Origin of the sequence: Edaphobacter bradus (assembly GCF_025685645.1) — a bacterium.
Taxonomy (GTDB): Bacteria; Acidobacteriota; Terriglobia; order Terriglobales; family Acidobacteriaceae; genus Edaphobacter; species Edaphobacter bradus.
In genome coordinates this window covers 1,492,548-1,509,297 of record NZ_JAGSYF010000002.1, presented here as the reverse complement: position 1 = coordinate 1,509,297, position 16,750 = coordinate 1,492,548, and the positions used below count along the sequence as shown (strand labels likewise).

Annotated in this window: 9 protein-coding genes and 2 pseudogenes; 3 read left to right on the top strand and 8 right to left on the bottom strand. The window is 57.7% G+C overall.

The genetic code is table 11. The annotated features are described in order from the left end of the window. Together OHL16_RS12320 and OHL16_RS12315 are read right to left on the bottom strand one after the other, a co-directional pair. Nucleotides 1-584: pseudogene (locus tag OHL16_RS12320) on the bottom strand (hypothetical protein); the annotation flags it as partial. 575 nt (nucleotides 585-1,159) lie between these two features. Then, nucleotides 1,160-1,591, bottom strand: coding sequence for a hypothetical protein (locus OHL16_RS12315; protein WP_263367418.1), 432 nt, complete (start codon nucleotides 1,589-1,591; stop codon nucleotides 1,160-1,162). Between the two features lie 300 nt (nucleotides 1,592-1,891). Between OHL16_RS12315 and OHL16_RS12310 the strand changes: the two genes are divergently transcribed. Then, nucleotides 1,892-2,074 (top strand): hypothetical protein, encoded by a 183-nt coding sequence (locus OHL16_RS12310; RefSeq protein ID WP_263367417.1) that lies wholly within the window; start codon nucleotides 1,892-1,894, stop codon nucleotides 2,072-2,074. Here the strand turns inward: OHL16_RS12310 and OHL16_RS12305 are convergent. From OHL16_RS12305 to OHL16_RS12295, 3 genes and pseudogenes are all read right to left on the bottom strand, one after another. Continuing rightward, nucleotides 2,054-2,434 (bottom strand): MFS transporter, encoded by a 381-nt coding sequence (locus OHL16_RS12305; protein ID WP_263367416.1) that lies wholly within the window; start codon nucleotides 2,432-2,434, stop codon nucleotides 2,054-2,056. The two genes, OHL16_RS12310 and OHL16_RS12305, sit on opposite strands and share 21 nt — an antisense overlap. A gap of 100 nt (nucleotides 2,435-2,534) precedes the next feature. Next, nucleotides 2,535-3,470, bottom strand: a pseudogene (locus tag OHL16_RS12300) (MFS transporter); the annotation flags it as partial. Further along, nucleotides 3,470-6,733, bottom strand: coding sequence for a DUF5107 domain-containing protein (locus OHL16_RS12295; RefSeq protein WP_263367415.1), 3,264 nt, complete (start codon nucleotides 6,731-6,733; stop codon nucleotides 3,470-3,472). The gene OHL16_RS12295 and the pseudogene OHL16_RS12300, both read right to left, overlap by 1 nt. A gap of 750 nt (nucleotides 6,734-7,483) precedes the next feature. Between OHL16_RS12295 and OHL16_RS12290 the strand changes: the two genes are divergently transcribed. Next, nucleotides 7,484-8,206, top strand: coding sequence for a GntR family transcriptional regulator (locus OHL16_RS12290; protein ID WP_263367414.1), 723 nt, complete (start codon nucleotides 7,484-7,486; stop codon nucleotides 8,204-8,206). A 23-nt stretch (nucleotides 8,207-8,229) separates the two neighbouring features. Next, nucleotides 8,230-10,686 (top strand): GH92 family glycosyl hydrolase, encoded by a 2,457-nt coding sequence (locus OHL16_RS12285; RefSeq protein ID WP_263367413.1) that lies wholly within the window; start codon nucleotides 8,230-8,232, stop codon nucleotides 10,684-10,686. A gap of 60 nt (nucleotides 10,687-10,746) precedes the next feature. Here OHL16_RS12285 and OHL16_RS12280 read toward each other — a convergent pair whose 3' ends face one another. The 3 genes from OHL16_RS12280 to OHL16_RS12270 are packed head-to-tail and all read right to left on the bottom strand — an operon-like array spanning nucleotide 10,747 to nucleotide 16,588. Then, complete coding sequence (locus tag OHL16_RS12280) at nucleotides 10,747-12,879, bottom strand: TIM-barrel domain-containing protein (protein ID WP_263367412.1); 2,133 nt, start codon at nucleotides 12,877-12,879, stop codon at nucleotides 10,747-10,749. A gap of 35 nt (nucleotides 12,880-12,914) precedes the next feature. Further along, nucleotides 12,915-14,330 carry a cellulase-like family protein gene (locus OHL16_RS12275; protein WP_263367411.1) on the bottom strand — a complete coding sequence of 472 codons (1,416 nt, stop codon included), beginning with the start codon at nucleotides 14,328-14,330 and terminating at the stop codon, nucleotides 12,915-12,917. After that, complete coding sequence (locus OHL16_RS12270; RefSeq protein WP_263367410.1) at nucleotides 14,327-16,588, bottom strand: hypothetical protein; 2,262 nt, start codon at nucleotides 16,586-16,588, stop codon at nucleotides 14,327-14,329. The genes OHL16_RS12275 and OHL16_RS12270 overlap by 4 nt, the downstream gene beginning before the upstream one ends. Nucleotides 16,589-16,750 lie beyond the last annotated feature (162 nt).

Here is a 16,750-nt window from a genome sequence, read left to right as displayed (position 1 = left end):
TCATTGAAGGCGGTCTGCGTGCTGGTCTGAATGGTGAGTGTGATCGGCGTTGCCGCGCTGCCCGCCGCGATCGTTGCCGGCGAGAAGGTCGCGGTTGCTCCGCTGGGCAGACCGCTTGCGCTCAACGTCAACGCATCGGGAAAGGTTGCTGCGCCGGTGGGGGAGAAGGTAAGGGTGAAGGTCGCTGCTGCCCCCGGGGCCACGGTCGCAGTCCCAGAGCTGGAACCTGTCCCCGAGCCGGAGGAGAGCGTAAAGCTTGGGGTCACAGTGAAGCTGGTGGTCGCAGTCGCCGGGCCAAAGTTTCCGCTGGCGGCCTGGCTGGCACTTAGAACTACCGTGCCCGCGCCCGTCAGCGTCACGGTTGAACCCGAGACCGTCGCCGGACCCGAGACCACCGAGTAGGTGAAGGCTCCGGTGGAGTTGGAGGAGGCGGTGACCGTGAACGGTGCATCGCCATAGGTGTGGTTGGGAACCGTAACGCTGATTGTCGGGGTAGCCAATGCGACCGTAAAGGTCGCGCTCTTTGTGCCAGCAGCAAAGTTCGCGTCCGCTGCCTCCGAGGCCTGCAGCACTACCGTTGCCACTAGCCCCATCCTTCGTGACTACCAAGGGAGAAGTACAACGATTCATCTTGGTGGGTTACTCAAACCCGGATCCAACCAACCTGCCGAACCCGCTCGTCTACCTGGTACCGATAGAACTCTACCAACCTTCCGATGGCAGCGAGCCAAGGCTATTGTGCAGCATCGGTCCGGACTTGGTCGTCCCCTTATCGAAAGGTCTTTATTGGTCTGGTGATGTGCTTCGCTACAATCTGATGGAAGATTTGAGTCGCTTTTGCGGACCACTGATGAAGCAATTATCTAAGCCAGTGCCGCCACCGGTGCGGGGTCGCTTTAGCACGTCCGAAAGATGGCAGCCGGATACGGATGGGCAGACTATGGACGGCATGGCCTACAGGGATGCGCTACGGGCGTTGCTTGCGCGGTGGTCGGAATCGAGACAACAAATCCAAGACGCGATTTGGAAATAGAACCGCGCCTTCCCGCTCACGCCATTGGCTTGACTCGTCAACGTCACCTAGATCCGACGAACCGGCTCAACTGGCCAGGAGATATATCTATAAGTGCCGACCATGCTGATGATCGGCACCCATGGCCTAGAGCTCGATGGTAACGCCCATCAAACGGTACCACTCCTTTTCGAGTTCGGAGTAGACACCGTCACCAAACAACTTGGAACTGAGCAGTTCGCCAAGCGCATAGTCAATCTGCTTCGCGTCGGAGTCCTGCGCGAGGCGGACCAGATCCACGAAGCCTTCGTCTGAGTGCCATCGCGGGCTACGCAGGAGTTCGAAGATTACACGCGAGACGAAGCCGAGCGGAAAACCGGTGGCGCGATGAATAAGCGAAGCATCGTGACTCTGGAGCAGTCCAATGTACCCCATGAGAATGACCAACGAGTGCGGGAAGTGAAAAGGACGATTGTCTTCGCTCCACCGTTCCTTGAGTTCCATCATCAGATCGTTCTTTGAAGGCATTGCGGGAAAAGCCAGAGGCAAGGTGTTCGGTGAGGCTGATGAATTCAACATTGAGGGTTTCTTCCTTTAATGACTCGGTGCGGGGGCGTCCCGAACCTACTAAAGGGAAATACCGCGTCGACGGAGTCTTCGGTTGATTGCGGTTCCTCTACATCGGGACCAAGTTCTTCTTAAACTTTTTTTAGAAGTTTGCTGTATGGTAACGGCTGGGTCGAATAGCCGCCGAAACAACCTACCTCTTCCGTCTGGATTAACCAGCGCGGCCAGTATCGAACGCTCTTGATCTCATTTTTTGATTTTCCTTAAGTTCGAGAATTTTCGGATTAGCACTGTTTGTCATCAGCTTGAGCCATGAACTATCTGCAGCTGGAGGAGAAGTTCCACGCCGGAGTCGACTTCGAGCACGCACGGAGCGACTTTCTGCATGCCTTCTTTGAACACAGGGACGCGGTCTTTTTCGAGTATCCGCGTGAAGGACTGCGCGAACAGGTCCAGGTTTCGCTTTCTATCTTGTTAGACCCCCATGGCCTCTAGCGGCCTGCCTTTGGTTTCCGGGACCACCAGGTAGACAAAGACACCGCCGATAAAGCATATGCCGCTGTACACAAGAAATGCGCCCGAGGAACCGACGGCACGGTTCAGCAGGGGGAACGTATACGTCAGCACAAAGGATGCAACCCAGAGGGCCGCAACAGTGATGGACACAGCCGTGCCCCGGTATCGATTAGGGAAAATCTCCGTGATCAGCACCCAGGTGATGGGCGCAAGGGTCATGGCGTAACACCCGATGGCTGCCAGCGTCAGCGCGAGAATCCAGGCACCCTGCATGTGCATGTGATATGCAATACTCGCCGCAAGATGACAGGAGCCGATCGAAAAGCAGCCTAGCAGCATGAGTCGTCGGCGTCCCAGCCGATCCACCAAAAAGCATCGCCAGAACCGTGAACAGCAAGTTTATCGTTCCGGTGATGACGATATTGAAGAGGATGTCGTTCACGCCGTAACCGGCGCTACGGTAGACCTCCTCGGCGTAGTTGAAGAGGATGTTGATGCCGCTTCCCTGTTGGAGCACAACAAGCGCGATGCCGACGAGCAACAGTCGTCCGATCTTTCCGCGCAGTATCTCGTGCCAGACGGCCCCTTCATTACCCGAACCGCGTAACGATTGTTGAATGCTCTCCACTTCTGCCGTACTGTAGCGGCGTCCCCCGATCTTGCACAGCACATCTTTGGCTGCAGCAATTCGATGTCGCACAACAAGCCATCGCGGACTTTCCGGAATGAACGGCACCGCTAACAGGAAGAGCAACGAAGGAAGTGCGACCGCTGTGAACATCCATCGCCAGCCATATTGCACGTTCCAACTTGCCGCGATGGCCCGCTCGCTCAACCCTTCAGGTACATGCCGCGCAATTCGCCAGTTGGCGATTTGCGCCCCCAGGATGCCCGTCACCAGCGCGAGTTGGTTCAAACTGACGAGCCGCCCACGCCATGCTGCCGGGCTGATTTCGGCAATGTACGTCGGGGAGACGTTCGAGGCGAGGCCGATCGCGAATCCGCCGACGATACGCCAAATAATGAACGAGTGGAAGCTGAATGACCAGCCGGTGAAGACGGAGGACACCGTGAAGAGAGCGGCTGCGAGCGTCAGAGTTCGCCTGCGGCCGATGTAGTCACTTGCACGTCCTCCGGCGGACGAACCTAGAAAACATCCGATCAGTGCGCAGCTGTTTGCCAATCCGATCTGGAACTCCCTCGTGAGATGAAAGTACGCCTCGTAGAAGGGCTTAGCCCCGCCGATCACGACCCAGTCATAGCCAAAGAGGAGGCCTCCGAGAGCGGCGACGAAGGTGATCGTCCAAAGGTAGCGGAAGTTGATGTCCGGACTGACGGTTGTAGCCGAAAAGTCGGTTGTTACGGCCCTTTGCATTAGTGTCTTCCCGTCTTTTCGCAAAGCAGGTGTTGCATTGAGAGGAGATCCCGTGCGCCAGCATGGTTCGCATCCTGCTCCAGAATGAAATGCAACAGTTCGTCTGCCTCGCTCACCGCACCCAACCCGAATAGTGCCTGCGCCTTGAGGAATGCCGCATCGGTATGCGTTGCTTTCGCGAGATCATCTTCGAATAGAAGCATCGTTGGTAAGGATGTAGCGAAGTAGTCAATCTTGGGCGGCGTGCTATCGAGCGTTTCTGCGAACGAACTAACCTCCATAAACAACCGGGACGCCTGATCGCCTCTGCCCAGCCGCTGCAACGCAAGCCCGCTCCACAATGTCATGTCGGAGATCCGACGCACACTCATCTGCTGAAAGTCTCCCCGTTGGCGAACCGCCTTCTCATACCATCCGGCTGCGTCCTCCTTGCGCTCTAAAGCCTCGCAGGCTCGTCCTAACCAAAAGTAGACATCGCTCTGGTTGCTAAGCAGATGCTTCGCCTCGCTGAGGTTGTGCGGCGGCTTGAGTGCAGACTCAAAGTGTTCGAGTGCCTCAACGTGCGAAGACGCATCCATGGCGCGTCGCCCGAGCAGCAGTTCGGCACGAACAAACTGTCCAAGCACAAGCCCCTCACCACCTTCCCAAGGTTGGAACCTCCGATGGAGCAGTAACCGTAGTGCGTCGTCCGGTCGTCCCAGGTCGTTGTATAGGGTGGCGAGTTCGACCCCCAGATCATCGCGTGTGCCGATAAGGGTGCGATGCGCCGATAACTCCGCGACCCGGGCTTCGGGAGAACGTCCGATGCGTTTCCATAGCTGATCACGCTCATAAAGCACTCGCCCATCCGTCGGTTCGTTCGCAAACGCTCGATCAAACGCACGGACGGCAGCGTCCGGGTCGTGCTGGATATTGAAGTAGGCGATCCCCAGGTTGCGCCAGACGGTGGGCCAGCCAGGCTCAGCCGTGGCAGCCGATTCCCATGCTTCGATTGCTTCGATGTGCCGCCGGCGGTCATACAGCCAGTTGCCGAGAAGGTACGAGGCGAGCGCATGATGGGTAGACCGTTCGATCGTCCGCTGCAACACCAGCATTTCTTCGATACGGCTCGGGAATGACAAGTCATGCGATATGGCATTGACACGATTCAGTGTTTCGTTGGCATCCCCCTTACCTGTCGTTGCCTGCAAATCCGCAAGGACAAGGAGGATCATCGGCGTAGCGCCATCAACCGTCCGCAAATCCGCCGCTTGCAAGAGACCTTGCGCCTCTGCATTCCGTCCGCAACGAATTAGATCGAGGGCAAGATCCAGGAGCATCTGCCCGTCCGTCGGCATGTGACCACAGCTCCAGCGGGCGCCTATGTCCAGCGGATCGAGCGCAAAGACGAGTTGTTTCTCCTCAGCGGCTTCTCCGTTGCGACCCATTTGTTGAAGCACGTAGGCAAGCAGGTTGCGGGCATTAAGGTTGTCGGTCTCCGCACGCAACGATTGCCGCAGATGAGCTTCAGCCTTGGACCACTCGCATCGCGAAGCATCGATCTCCGCGATCGCGAAGTAGGCCGGTCCGCGCCACGCTGCATTCCACGTCGCCTTGAAAAGAGCGTCGTAGGCCTCCTTGTGCTGGTTCAGGTAGCGAAGCGTGATGCCAAGGTAATAGAGGGGCTCCCCGTCATACGGATTCGGATTGAGGCGCGTTAGCCTTTGGATCGCTTGGCGGAAGTGCGCAACCGCTTCTGCCATCTCCCCCCGGCCGAGATGCCAACGCCCGAGAGCGTTCAGGCACCGCGTTTCACCGGGATCGCGAACCAGCGCCTCCCGCCAGTAGAGTTCTGGCTGCCTGGTCGCGTGGCGGTACTGCTCAAGGTGCAGCCCCGTAAGGTAGAGTTCCTCGACCGATTCGATTTGCTCAGGCGGAAGTGGCTCCTGAGCGACCTCAGGTGCTGCTGCGGGAAGGATGTTCGCAGGCACATATTCGAGTACGGTAGCGCCGCACGCGACAATTTTCACCGAAAACTCCACGAGCGCCGACTCCTGATTGAGCAAAACGGTCTGCATAAATGTCTCGCTCACGCGGAGGGCTGTCGGCCAGCTCTGGAGGAGTTCTCCACCGCGCAGGAGCTGCACTTCGGCACGTTCACAGTCACGCGTCACGCCAACCGCAACATGCACTGCGCCACATTCGACCTTCAGGTGAATCGCAGCTTCCGTGTTCGCCATCTGGGGTATGCCTGTACGCCGGATGGGGTACCAATTCTGCGTAAACGTCTTTGTTTCCCACGGAGCCAGATATGAAAAATCCGGCTGATTATCCGTGTACACACCTGCCATCAGCTCGATATAAGGCCCATCAGAATCCGTGAGGTTGCGGTCCCACGCGTAACCGAACTCATGATTGCCCCAGGTCCACTGCTTCTTGCCAGGCGCAATGTGATGGTCAGCCACATGTACAACTCCTGCCTGCGCGCGGTGATCGTAGCCACCGAAAAAGTCTTGCGAGGTTCCGGTAATCATGTAGCTTGTCGGGACAGGAATGTTCGCGTACCAACTTAGGTCATTGGCTGCATAGGAGCCATCCGGGCGGAAGCTTCCGGGCAGCTCTTCTGCAGGCACGCCGTCTTTCGCACGTGCCGGATAGTCGGTGCCATAGTAGGGGCGGTCGCTCAACGGAATCGAGGTGACAGCACGCTTCGCGTGGTCCGCGACATAACGGACATCCGTCGGAAAGAACGACTGATATTGCTCATGAACACGAGTCGCAACATTCGCCCACCACAGGAAGGTATGGGTGAACTGCGTGCGGTTGTAGAGCCGCACTTTGAGCTCAAGCGCAGCGCGGCCAGGACGAAGACAGACTCCATGCATGCCTTTCATACGCAGCATGGGATCGTGGTCGCTACACCAGATGGTGACGTCCCCACCCGTCGCATACTCAATTTCCGTCTCGACGGGCATGAACGTCGCGGGTCGATGATGTTGGGGCCAGTTGAACTCCACTCCGCCGGAGATCCAGGGACCTGCCAGACCGACAAGTGCCGGTTTGATCACGTTCTGCCTGTAGAAGAAGTCGTAGCCACTCACCTTGTCGTAGCCGATATGAATGCGGCCGCCGACTTCCGGCAGAACCATCAGCCGAAGGTACTCATTCTCAATATGAATTGCGTCCCATTGGCGATCTACAGGTTCGGATGCGATGCGGTCGATGAATGGCAGCGGATACACGCGTCCGCTCGAGCCCTGATAGACGCGCTTCTCGAGAAACATTGGATTTCTCGTGGGCGGCTCAGGCGGGTACGTTTTGATCCAGACGGGTTGGCGCCAAGCTCTCACAGGGCCGGCCAAGTCGGCTGGTGCATTTGGCAGCTCCAATATGCTTAGACTACGTCCCGAAGCGCTTTTGCTGAACATTCCCTTCCTTTCGGCGCAGGTGCTACGTTGTTCTGGCTGCACTACCGCACCCCCACCGCCTCAACCGGGCTAAGCATCGCAGCGAGATTTTGACCGGTTAGCAGACCCGCTGACATCGCACCCCTAACAGCCTCGCCACCTTTTCGAGAGCCGAACCCCTGGTGTCCAATGCCGACCCACAGTGGTGAGCAGAACCAAAAGGAATTCCATGCTTCGACAAAAACGGCGTGCCCCGATCGGGAAGCGATAGCGACTATTGGTATTGCCGATTTGGAGGATCTCACCAGTCACACTCTCGCCTTCATCGTGCCTCGATACGCCTGGCGGGCGCCATCGACGGCTGGCATCAATTGGAATATCAATGTTAGCTGTTATCAGCCTCCGCATCGTTTTGTCAATAAGAAATGTGACAGGTTATTTTTCGCTCCGGGAGACCGTCCCTGCTGGGGCGTAACCGAAGAGCACGACAGGAATCTGCAATCGGGCATTGCTTGACATCTAATGGCCAACGGGCGTAGATTCAGCATTTAACGCAGACCGCTTCTCATGAAGTCGGGATGGGCAAGCGCACAGCGGCACTTTTCAAATCGCTACGAGAAGTGAAATATGTTGACGAAAAAAAAGCCTCGGAATCAGCGGGAGCTCAATATCAGCCTCTCCGAACAGGCATATCAGAAAATACTGGATCAGATTCTTCGCGGTACGTTGACGCCTGGAGCAGCAGTATCTCGACGGAATCTGGCTGGTCAATTCGGGATGAGCTTCATCCCGGTTGGTGCGGCACTCCAGCGTCTTGAACGGGATGGTCTAGTTGAAAGCCGTCCTCGGGCCGGGACAAGGGTCAAAATCCCGACTCTGGATGAGATTCGGGGTAGGTTTGAGATGAGAGAAGCCCTCGAATGCCAGTCTGCTCGTCTTTGCGCTGAACGCATGACATTTCAGGAACAGCTTGACCTGAAGCGCGCGGCTGAGCATATGGATACGCTGTTTTCACGCATTGCGGCTAACGGTGCCGATGAGGAGATGGCCTTTGTGGTCCAGCAATACCACACCGAGTTCCATAGCAAAATCGCGCTCTATGCACGCTCTCAGCCTCTCTGCGCAGCGATCGAGAGCAATCATGTGCTGGTCTTCAATTGGCTCTACAGCACAGTGGCTGGAACACGCGCCCATCCAAAAAGCTTCCACCTGGATTTAGCCGAATCCATCTGCACAGGAGATCCGCAAGTCGCAGAGTCAGCAATGCGTGCGCATGTGCGCTTTGGTATTGATGACGTGCTGCAGGCATTTGAACCGAGAATTCAGTCTGGATGGCGTGGAAAGCATTGATCGCGAATGAGGGAGCATCTGGAATGCATCGGAATTTTCCCAAAGTCCAGAGACGCGACTTTCTAAAAGGTGGCGCAGCGACGGCGGTCAGTGTCGTCCTCTCTGCTCGCGTTCTATATGCGCCACAGGATGCTGAGGCTGCAACCAAGACGCAGTCCCTTCACGATTCCGTGGCTAAGGTCCGCCCATTGATTGGTACCGGATGGCGCGGACATACCTTTCCCGGGGCCGTAGCTCCCTTCGGATTGATACAGCTAAGTCCCGACACCTCCGGCCCGCCGGAACCACGATGGAACGCACGTGGCGATTACACACAATGGGAGCACGATTCCGGCTACCACTACCCTGACAATGTCGTGCTGGGCTTCAGCCATACTCATCTTCAAGGTGTCGGCGGCAGCGATATGGGTGATGTCCTGCTAATGCCTGTTGTTGAGGGCAGAAACTGGACCTGGGATGCTGGTGCTCCTGAAGATCAGGCCGAGATGCAGATGCATGCCCTCGGCATGAACTCGGGCTGGGTGTTCAACGGCCCTGTACCGGGATATCGTTCCTTCTTTTCCGCTGCGCGGGAAGAAAGCAGGGCTGGTTATTACAGCGTGCACCTCGATACGCCGGATGTACGCGCAGAACTGACTGCGACCACACGCTGCGGCATGCACCGCTACAGTTATCGCGCTTTGCCCACCCACACTCGCCAGGGAGTGCTTCTGGATCTGGTTCACGGCGTGGGCGGCAAGGTCTACTACGCAGAGCTGAATATCGAGAGCGAGTCGCGCATCAGCGGCAAGCGCTACACCCACGGATGGGCTGCGGACAAACAGGTCTACTTCGTGATGGAGTTTTCACGTCCCATCGCATCGGTCCAACTCAATGTGGACGGGAAGGTCACTTCCCCTGCGGTTGAAGGCAAGTTCTCTGGCCAGGAACTTAAGGCCATCTTCAGCCATGCACCAGGCTCGCAACCTCTGGTCATTCGTGTGGGCCTGTCTTGTACAGGTCTCGAGGGCGCTGCGAAAAACCTGGCTGCCGAAATCCCTGATTGGGACTTCGACGGCGTGGTGCGACAGGCCGAACAGGCCTGGGCCAAGGCGTTGAGTACCCTTGATGCGGAGCTTCCACACCCGTCTCTCACCGAAACCTTCTACACCGGCGCCTACCATGGCCTCGTTGCGCCTGCCACGTTCAACGATGTGGATGGTGCCTATCGCGGCCAGGATCATCAGAACCATCCCAATCCTGGCTTTACGCGGTACACCACTCTCTCCATCTGGGATATCTACCGCGGTGAATTCCCGTTCATTACGCTGATGCAGCCCCACCGCACCAACGACATCATTCGTACGCTGTTAGTCGACTACGAACAGCTTGGCCTTCGTTCGCTGCCTATGTGGACATTGTGGGGCAACGAAACTTGGAGCATGAGGCCCGGGTTCCATGCGGCGGCGATGATCGTTGCAGCATATACTCGCGGGTTCCGTGACTTCGACATCGAAGCCGCTTACACGGCGATTCGCGATTCGGCACTTATCGGGCCAGTCGGCAAAGATAGTGGCGACATGCGCGCACAATTTCGCGAGTGCGGCTACTATCCCATGCGGTCACATGGATCGGCATCCGTTTCACTCACGCTGGATCTGTCGTACGACTACTGGTGCGCAGGGGCCATGGCCGAACTGCTGGGCAAACACGATGACGCCGCGATGTTCTACAAACTGGGCCAGAGCTACAAGAACGTCTTTGATCCTACGACAGGGTTCATGAGGGGTAAATCGGAAGATGGGAAGTGGCGCGAGCCCTTCCGCCCTGACCAAGAACTCGACGACTACGTGGAAGCGGACGCCTGGCAAGCTACCTTCGCCGTTCCGCATGACGTTCAGGGTCTCATCGACCTGTTTGGTGGCGACGCCGCGTTTATTGCTAAGCTGGACGCCCTCTTTACGTCGCCGTCGTATGTCTACGACGCTCGTCCGGACGTTACCGGCATGGTGGGTCAGGATGCTCAGGGCAACGAGCCGAGCAATCATCACCCTTATCTCTTCAGCTTTGCAGGCGCTCCTTGGAAGACCCAGTATTGGGTGCGTAAAGTGGCTGCCCTATACAACAACACACCCGCGGGAATTCCTGGCAATGACGACTGCGGTCAGTTATCGAGCTGGTTCGTTTTCGCTGCGCTTGGTTTCTACCCCATCAATGCAGCCACGGGAGTGTATGTCATCGGGAGCCCGCTCGTGAATCGGGTCACGCTGCAGAATACGACCGCCGGAACACGCTTCAACATCGTGGCCGAGAATAACTCTGCCGAAAATGTCTACATCGAAAATGCGCAACTGAACGGCAAGCCACTGACCCGTTCCTGGCTGACGCACACAGACATCGTGGCCGGTGGTGAGCTGCGTTTTCGCATGAGCAGCAAGCCCAATAAAGAATGGGCCACGGCAGCGTCTGATCGTCCACCATCTGGCTTGCTAAAACGATGACAGACAGCTGACCAGCATAACGATCAGGGCGGAGAGAGCTGAGAGCGTTAGTCAGCGCTCTCAGCCTATGACCGTCCAAGCATACACGTTGTACCCGCTGCCCTTCCCGTCGACGATTCCGCTCTTGTTGCGCCAACTTAGCCGCAGGGTGCCATTGCGCCCGAGCAGCGAAAAGGGCAACGACCCGTCGCCATAAACACGAGCAGTGATCCGCCTCGTTTCCGGTGCTCCGGCAAAGAGGCCTACATTCGCCCACGGAACAATGCTGCCGCTCTTCACGTACACCGGAATCCGTTCCTGCGAAGATCGTACGGATATCTCTGAGCCGCCTTTGATGGGCTCGCCACTCCAGAAATCGTGCCACTGGCCTTCCGGCATAATGACCTTCCGGCTTGGTTCCCCAGCAAACAGCGGAGCCACCATCATCCGGTCGCCGACCATATATTGGTCATCCACCGTATGGAGCCGATTATCCTGCGGTGCATCCAGCACCAGTGCCCGAAACGGAGGGGTCCCATCATCGGCGTAGCGTTGAAAAGCCGCCGTCAGATAGGGTACCAATTGCATCCGCCAGCCAATGATCTCGCGGCAACGGGCTTCGAGCGCCTCCCAATTCTCAATCAGTTGATCGGCGTTGTTCAGCTTCCGGTCGACCTGCTTCCACGGAGGATTCTTCATGTACCAGCAATCGACCTGCGCCAGCGACGAGAACACGACACTCTGCAGACGTCGAATCAGATCCTCCACGCTGTCGGCCTGGCGAACTTCGGGGCACCAGAGGAGTCCGCTGAATCCGGAATTCACCAGCGCACGAATGTAATCGCGATGGTTGTAGAGATCGCTGTAGAGCACAAACGGGTAGGGCGTAGCCAACGCGCCGCTGGACCGCACCATGCCGTACGTCTCGCGGCCTCGCTTGCGGAACTCATTCCAGATGGCCATCTGATAGCGCAGACCGAAGACGCTGTGCATCTGCTCGCCATCCACACCCGACGGAAACGAGCTGCACTCCGGGAACGACCATCCGTGCGTGTAGTCCGAATTATCGCACTCGTCGAGCTTGAAGCCATTCACTCCGGCTTCGATCAGGGTCTTGCCGTGATAGTCACCGAAGATGGCTCGGGCGCGCTCGCCGACGAAGTCAGGCACAAGTCCTTGCCACACGCCGAAGTTTCCTGAGTACGGCTCGAGCTGTGGGAAGAGTGGAGACGAGGGATGCGTGAACGCATGCTCCCAGAGGTTGATCTTGTAATGCTGATCGGCCGCAGCTCGCAGAAAGCCGGAAGGATCAGGGAAACGGTCCTTGTCCCAGACAAATGAGCAGGAGTACGCGTGCGATTGCCAGCCTGGCTCCAGGCCAATGACGTCACAAGGAATGTGACGATCGCGAAATTCACGCGCCATAGCGAGCACGTCCGTCTGGCCCGCCTTGGCCATGTTGCGATACCAGAAGCCCAGCCCCCACTCCGGAGGCACAAAGCCCCCGCCGGAAAAGACGTTGTATCGACGCACCGCACCCAACATATCCGGACCAGCGAACAAGTAGACATCAACACCCGACACGTCTGGCACATCCACCATAACAAAGTCGTTGCTGGCATCCTTCGACGTATTTGAATATTTCGGATCGACGCTTGCCCCTGCTACGGCCGCCACGGGCTGCGTTGGCTTGGGATGTGCATTGCCGAAGTAGAAGGTCGCGTAGCGCGCGGTGTCGATCAGAACGCCATACCCTTCCGTCGTCACGTAGAACGGCACAGGCGCGTGAGAATCCCCGCTATCCGCCTTCGGATCTGCGTTCACACGCGCGACCCTCTTCCGTCCGCGTTGCGCGAAGGAAAGGAGCTGCAATCCAAGGCCGAAGATCTGCTCTCCGGCTTTCAACGGTATCTGCAGCGTGCAGCCGCGTCCCATTCGTCTCGCCGTGAGAGGCGGTAACGGCGCGGTCTCCACGCGAGGCAGCTTTGCAAACGCCGCCACCTGCGGAGGTACGAGGCGACTGGCGACCGGCGTGAATTTCTCAGGCGTACCAAAGGTGGCTCGCCACACGCCGGGGTGCACGGGCTCCCAGCCATGCGCGGCGAGTAGTTCCGGTGCCGTCGTTTGCCCGATACCCAGGCGTGACATGCTGAGCGCCGTCCCGCTGGCTGCAAGCGCTTTGGCAAGACTGCGACGTGAGATCTGAGTGCTCAACCTCTTCTCCTGAGTGACGCGTGTGATGTCCGATACTAGAGCCCGAGTGAGGGCGCCGTCCGAAAGTAGTTGTTTCCGGCCCAGTGCCAGCCGGTATCGTTCCATAGCTCGAAAAGCGGTTCGCCATAGTTGGAGAGCGTGGCTCCGGTGAGTTCCATCGCCGCCACGACTCGCAGCGCGTCTGCGTTGTAGCGCTTGTACCACTCCCAATTCACGGCGGGACTGTCCGGCCAGAAGCACGGGCCAAACGCCTCCGTAACGATCGACTGCAATCTCTTTCCCGAAGCCAAAGTGGTGCGCTCGAGCGCCGTCTTGAAGTAGTTGGACACCATCTCCAGCATGGCCGGATAGTGCTTCCGACACGCATGGTCCCACGCCGTCGAATAGGCCTTGAGGTCCATCTTTTCAAAGTCGCCGAAGGAACCGAACGGAGCGTTGTGGCCGGCCTGCAGAAAGGCTCGCTTGTCATCGTCGTCCAGAATCACTTCCGGCATGCAATGAAGATCGACCACGTCATACAGGTCGGTCAGACGTGCAGCGTAGTTCTCGACTCCGAGTGAGGAATACGAAATTGGAATGTGCTCCTTGGCGATCTCCGAGTGGATTGGGACGACCATGGAGTGATTGATCCGGCGGTAGATCGCATCCACAGCCGTAGTGGTTTCCAGCTTCGTCTCACCCTCATTTCTCACCTTGTGCTCGATCGCTTGGATCGCCTCGATACCCCGGCCGCCGAAGTGCGGCACTTCATTCATCGGGGCAATCCATACCGCCCTCTCCAGCACTCCATCCTCACGCATCAGCTTGATCGCTTTGACCCAGGCCTCGCCGTATGCGGTAAAGGCGCGCTCTTCTTCCCCGATGGGGATTCTGGTCTCGCTCGCACCGCCGAAGAAGTTACTTGGCGCACCGGACGTGTGAATGGAGGCGAGCTTCGTGCAGCGAAACATATGAGCCTTATCCCACGAATCCAGGCCCAACCATATGCCGTGCTTTCGACAAAGATCGGCCAATTGCGCAACTTTCTTGCGGACGTTGCAGGTGTAGTCTTTTGCGAGCTCACCCCACCTGGGCAGGTTCTTTCCCGGAACCCACCCTGTCACAGGAAATGTCGACTCAGGCTCCAGAATCCGTGAAGGAAAGCAATCGACCCGCAGCGTGTTGTAGCCACGTTCTGCGGCTTCGGCGATGCGCCGCTCGAGATCCTCGTACGCACCTCCGGGATACTGCCCCATCAGCCAGGAAAAGTCCCACATCGCGATCGAGAGACGCGTGTCCTTACCGAGATAGTTCCTCGACGCAGGCCCGGTCGCGCTCATAGCGAACGCAGAACGAGCAGGCGACGTCGCAGCACGCGACTGCCCTGCTGCAGATAGACCGCCAACGACGGTCGGCGCGGCTAACGCGACGGACTTCAGAAAGCCACGACGTGACTGAGAGGAGGAGTTCATAGCTTTATCGGAGAGCGCAGCTCCGTATCATGTTTACCTTCGTCTTTTTCGACGTTGCTCAATTGAGCGACTCTCACGGGCTGTTTGTAGTCAGGCAGCAAGGGGATCTCAGCGATCGTCCCTTCCGGCTGCTTGAACACCAGAGTGCTGGCTCCGGGTTTCTGCTTGATCGTGCAAGAGAGCGCGAGCGTCGCTGTCTCTCCCGGTGTCACTTCCACAAAATGGACGACGATGCGGCGTGCCACTTCCTCACCTACCTTGAACTGGCGAGTGCGATTGGAATAGCTCCCATGGAGCCGATCCGCATACACCGCGATCCCCGGCGAATAATCGCTGGCCTGGGCATACGCAATTCCGGACCCTGCCACGGCTACCACACCCAGCCGGCCATCCACATTGGCCCAGATCCCAGAGAATTTAATGGGCTGTTGCGGCTTTTTGAAGTCAAAGACGCTATGCCCTCCATCGAAGGAGACGACTCGTTCGCCTCCACTGATTTCATCATTCTCGATACCAATCGGTACGCCACGTTCGCTCACTACCGTGACATCGGCGAGCGCGATGACACGGTCCTCGTAGACCACCGTTTGGTTCCCAACGGACGTCATCCTCAGCATCTGTTTCAGTTGGCCGTCGTTGAGCAACAATGTTGCCTCGGCTTCAAAGCCGTCTGGTGTTTCCCGGCACGAATGTTCAACCACCGCAACCTTGGTATCGACGCGAGGAGAGAGCTCGAAGGAACCGACGAACCCATCTTCGATGGGGACCATAAAGTTCGGATTTCCCTCATGACCGGGCCCGATTGGAATCAACAGCCCCATGATCTTGTTCTTCCACGAAAAGGACGCGAACTTCTTTTGCGTGCGGTGAGTGACCATGCCTACGTAGGAATGCTCACGAGTTCCCACTTCCTGTGCCGTTGCCTCATGGACGCTCATTTCGGCTACCGCCGGTCCAAATAATTTGTGCGCCAGCAAGCCGTAGGCCATCTGTTCCGCATTAATAGCGTGACGGGTGATACCAAAGCGCGACCCTGGAAACGCTAAGCTGCCTTTGCCCCACACCTGCCACGTGCGCATGTATTGCAAGCTGCGTTGTTCCATATGCGCCGCGAACGCGTCGTGGTCACGCGTGCCAAGGCTCGCAAAGAGATTGATAAACGGTAGCCCATGCAACTCCCAGTCCATGCCCTGCGGGAAAGCAGATTCGCCCCACGGTAGGGTGATGGACCGGAACATCTGCCACGTGTCCATAAGGTGGTGCGTAGCCGCCTGAGGAACGGCCTTGCCGCCGTACGTGTAATACATCGCCGCCTGCGTCAGGAAGTAACAACTGCAACCGACATAAGATGGATGAAAGCGGTTGTGATTTTCGAGCGTGAAATCTGGTTGCAGATTCGCGCCTCTCACCCACTCATGGACCGGCCGGTCGTCCACCAGGCTGGTGTCCCGCTTGTCAGCCTCGGTGCACAGGGTGTTCATCATGTACTCCAAGGCAGCTTCATGCCAGGCCGCTGCATGCGGGTGGATGGGAAACAGCAGCTCGCTCAGAACTAGGCACGGCACTTCCCAGCCATTTTCCTCGGCCTTCGTGTCGGACCAGAGTCCGGTGGGAGGCTGTCTATGCGACAGGATGTCCGCCTCGTGTGCGATCACGCGTTCCAATCCTTGCTGTAACGCAGGGTCAAGGCTGCTCCAGATCAGCCACGCCGCCCAGGCCAGCGTGCCGGTCCACATACCCGATTGCCAACTTTCGCCACGGAATTGGATCGTCGCCCCCCACGATTTCCCATCCGTGCATTTCTGCGTGCCGGTTAGGTGCGTCGCAGTCGCATAGCGAAGGGAAGACTTCGTCGTTTCCAGAAACTCTCGACGCTCGGCGGCACTAAGGACATCTTCATACTTGAGCAGGGTGGCACACGCCAACGCCATGCTGGCAAGCGCGCGAATACCCTCGTTGCCCACGCTAACCCCATCACCCCAGAAGCCCACTGTGGGATCGAACGCTGACACTCTCCAGTCGCCCTCTGCATAGTGACAAGCATCGATCAGCACACGAACGTAGGTTTCGAGGATCGCCTGGTCAGACAGATGCTGGAGTTTGTACAGATCGGGCTTCGCGCAGATCTTCACTCCGGCGGGCCTTTCCGACCCGCTGGTTGACGCGAAGGCCCTCGGCTCGAATGCCAGAAACCCACTCGTCATTGCCAGCGATGACAGAAATTCTCTGCGGCTCTGGTTGTTTGTCTGTGACGTCATCCTGCTTCCTGAGTTCGTAGGCCCAGCTTCTGGGCTATCAGGGTTGGCACGGAAATGTAGTCAGTGTGCTCCCAGTAGTCGGTTCGATTACATTTCCATGTGTCTGGTACCGTTACGCCAAACTCCACGCTCAAGGTTGGCCACCGCCAATGCTGATCCATG

Excerpts from the sequence above, each read along its gene's own strand:
- OHL16_RS12315 (WP_263367418.1), bottom strand. The coding sequence starts at position 1,591 with ATGTTGAATTCATCAGCCTCACCGAACACCTTGCCTCTGGCTTTTCCC.
- OHL16_RS12295 (WP_263367415.1), bottom strand. The coding sequence starts at position 6,733 with ATGTTTCTCGAGAAGCGCGTCTATCAGGGCTCGAGCGGACGCGTGTAT.
- OHL16_RS12305 (WP_263367416.1), bottom strand. The coding sequence starts at position 2,434 with ATGCTGCTAGGCTGCTTTTCGATCGGCTCCTGTCATCTTGCGGCGAGT.
- OHL16_RS12310 (WP_263367417.1), top strand. The coding sequence starts at position 1,892 with ATGAACTATCTGCAGCTGGAGGAGAAGTTCCACGCCGGAGTCGACTTC.
- OHL16_RS12290 (WP_263367414.1), top strand. The coding sequence starts at position 7,484 with ATGTTGACGAAAAAAAAGCCTCGGAATCAGCGGGAGCTCAATATCAGC.
- OHL16_RS12285 (WP_263367413.1), top strand. The coding sequence starts at position 8,230 with ATGCATCGGAATTTTCCCAAAGTCCAGAGACGCGACTTTCTAAAAGGT.
- OHL16_RS12270 (WP_263367410.1), bottom strand. The coding sequence starts at position 16,588 with ATGACGTCACAGACAAACAACCAGAGCCGCAGAGAATTTCTGTCATCG.
- OHL16_RS12275 (WP_263367411.1), bottom strand. The coding sequence starts at position 14,330 with ATGAACTCCTCCTCTCAGTCACGTCGTGGCTTTCTGAAGTCCGTCGCG.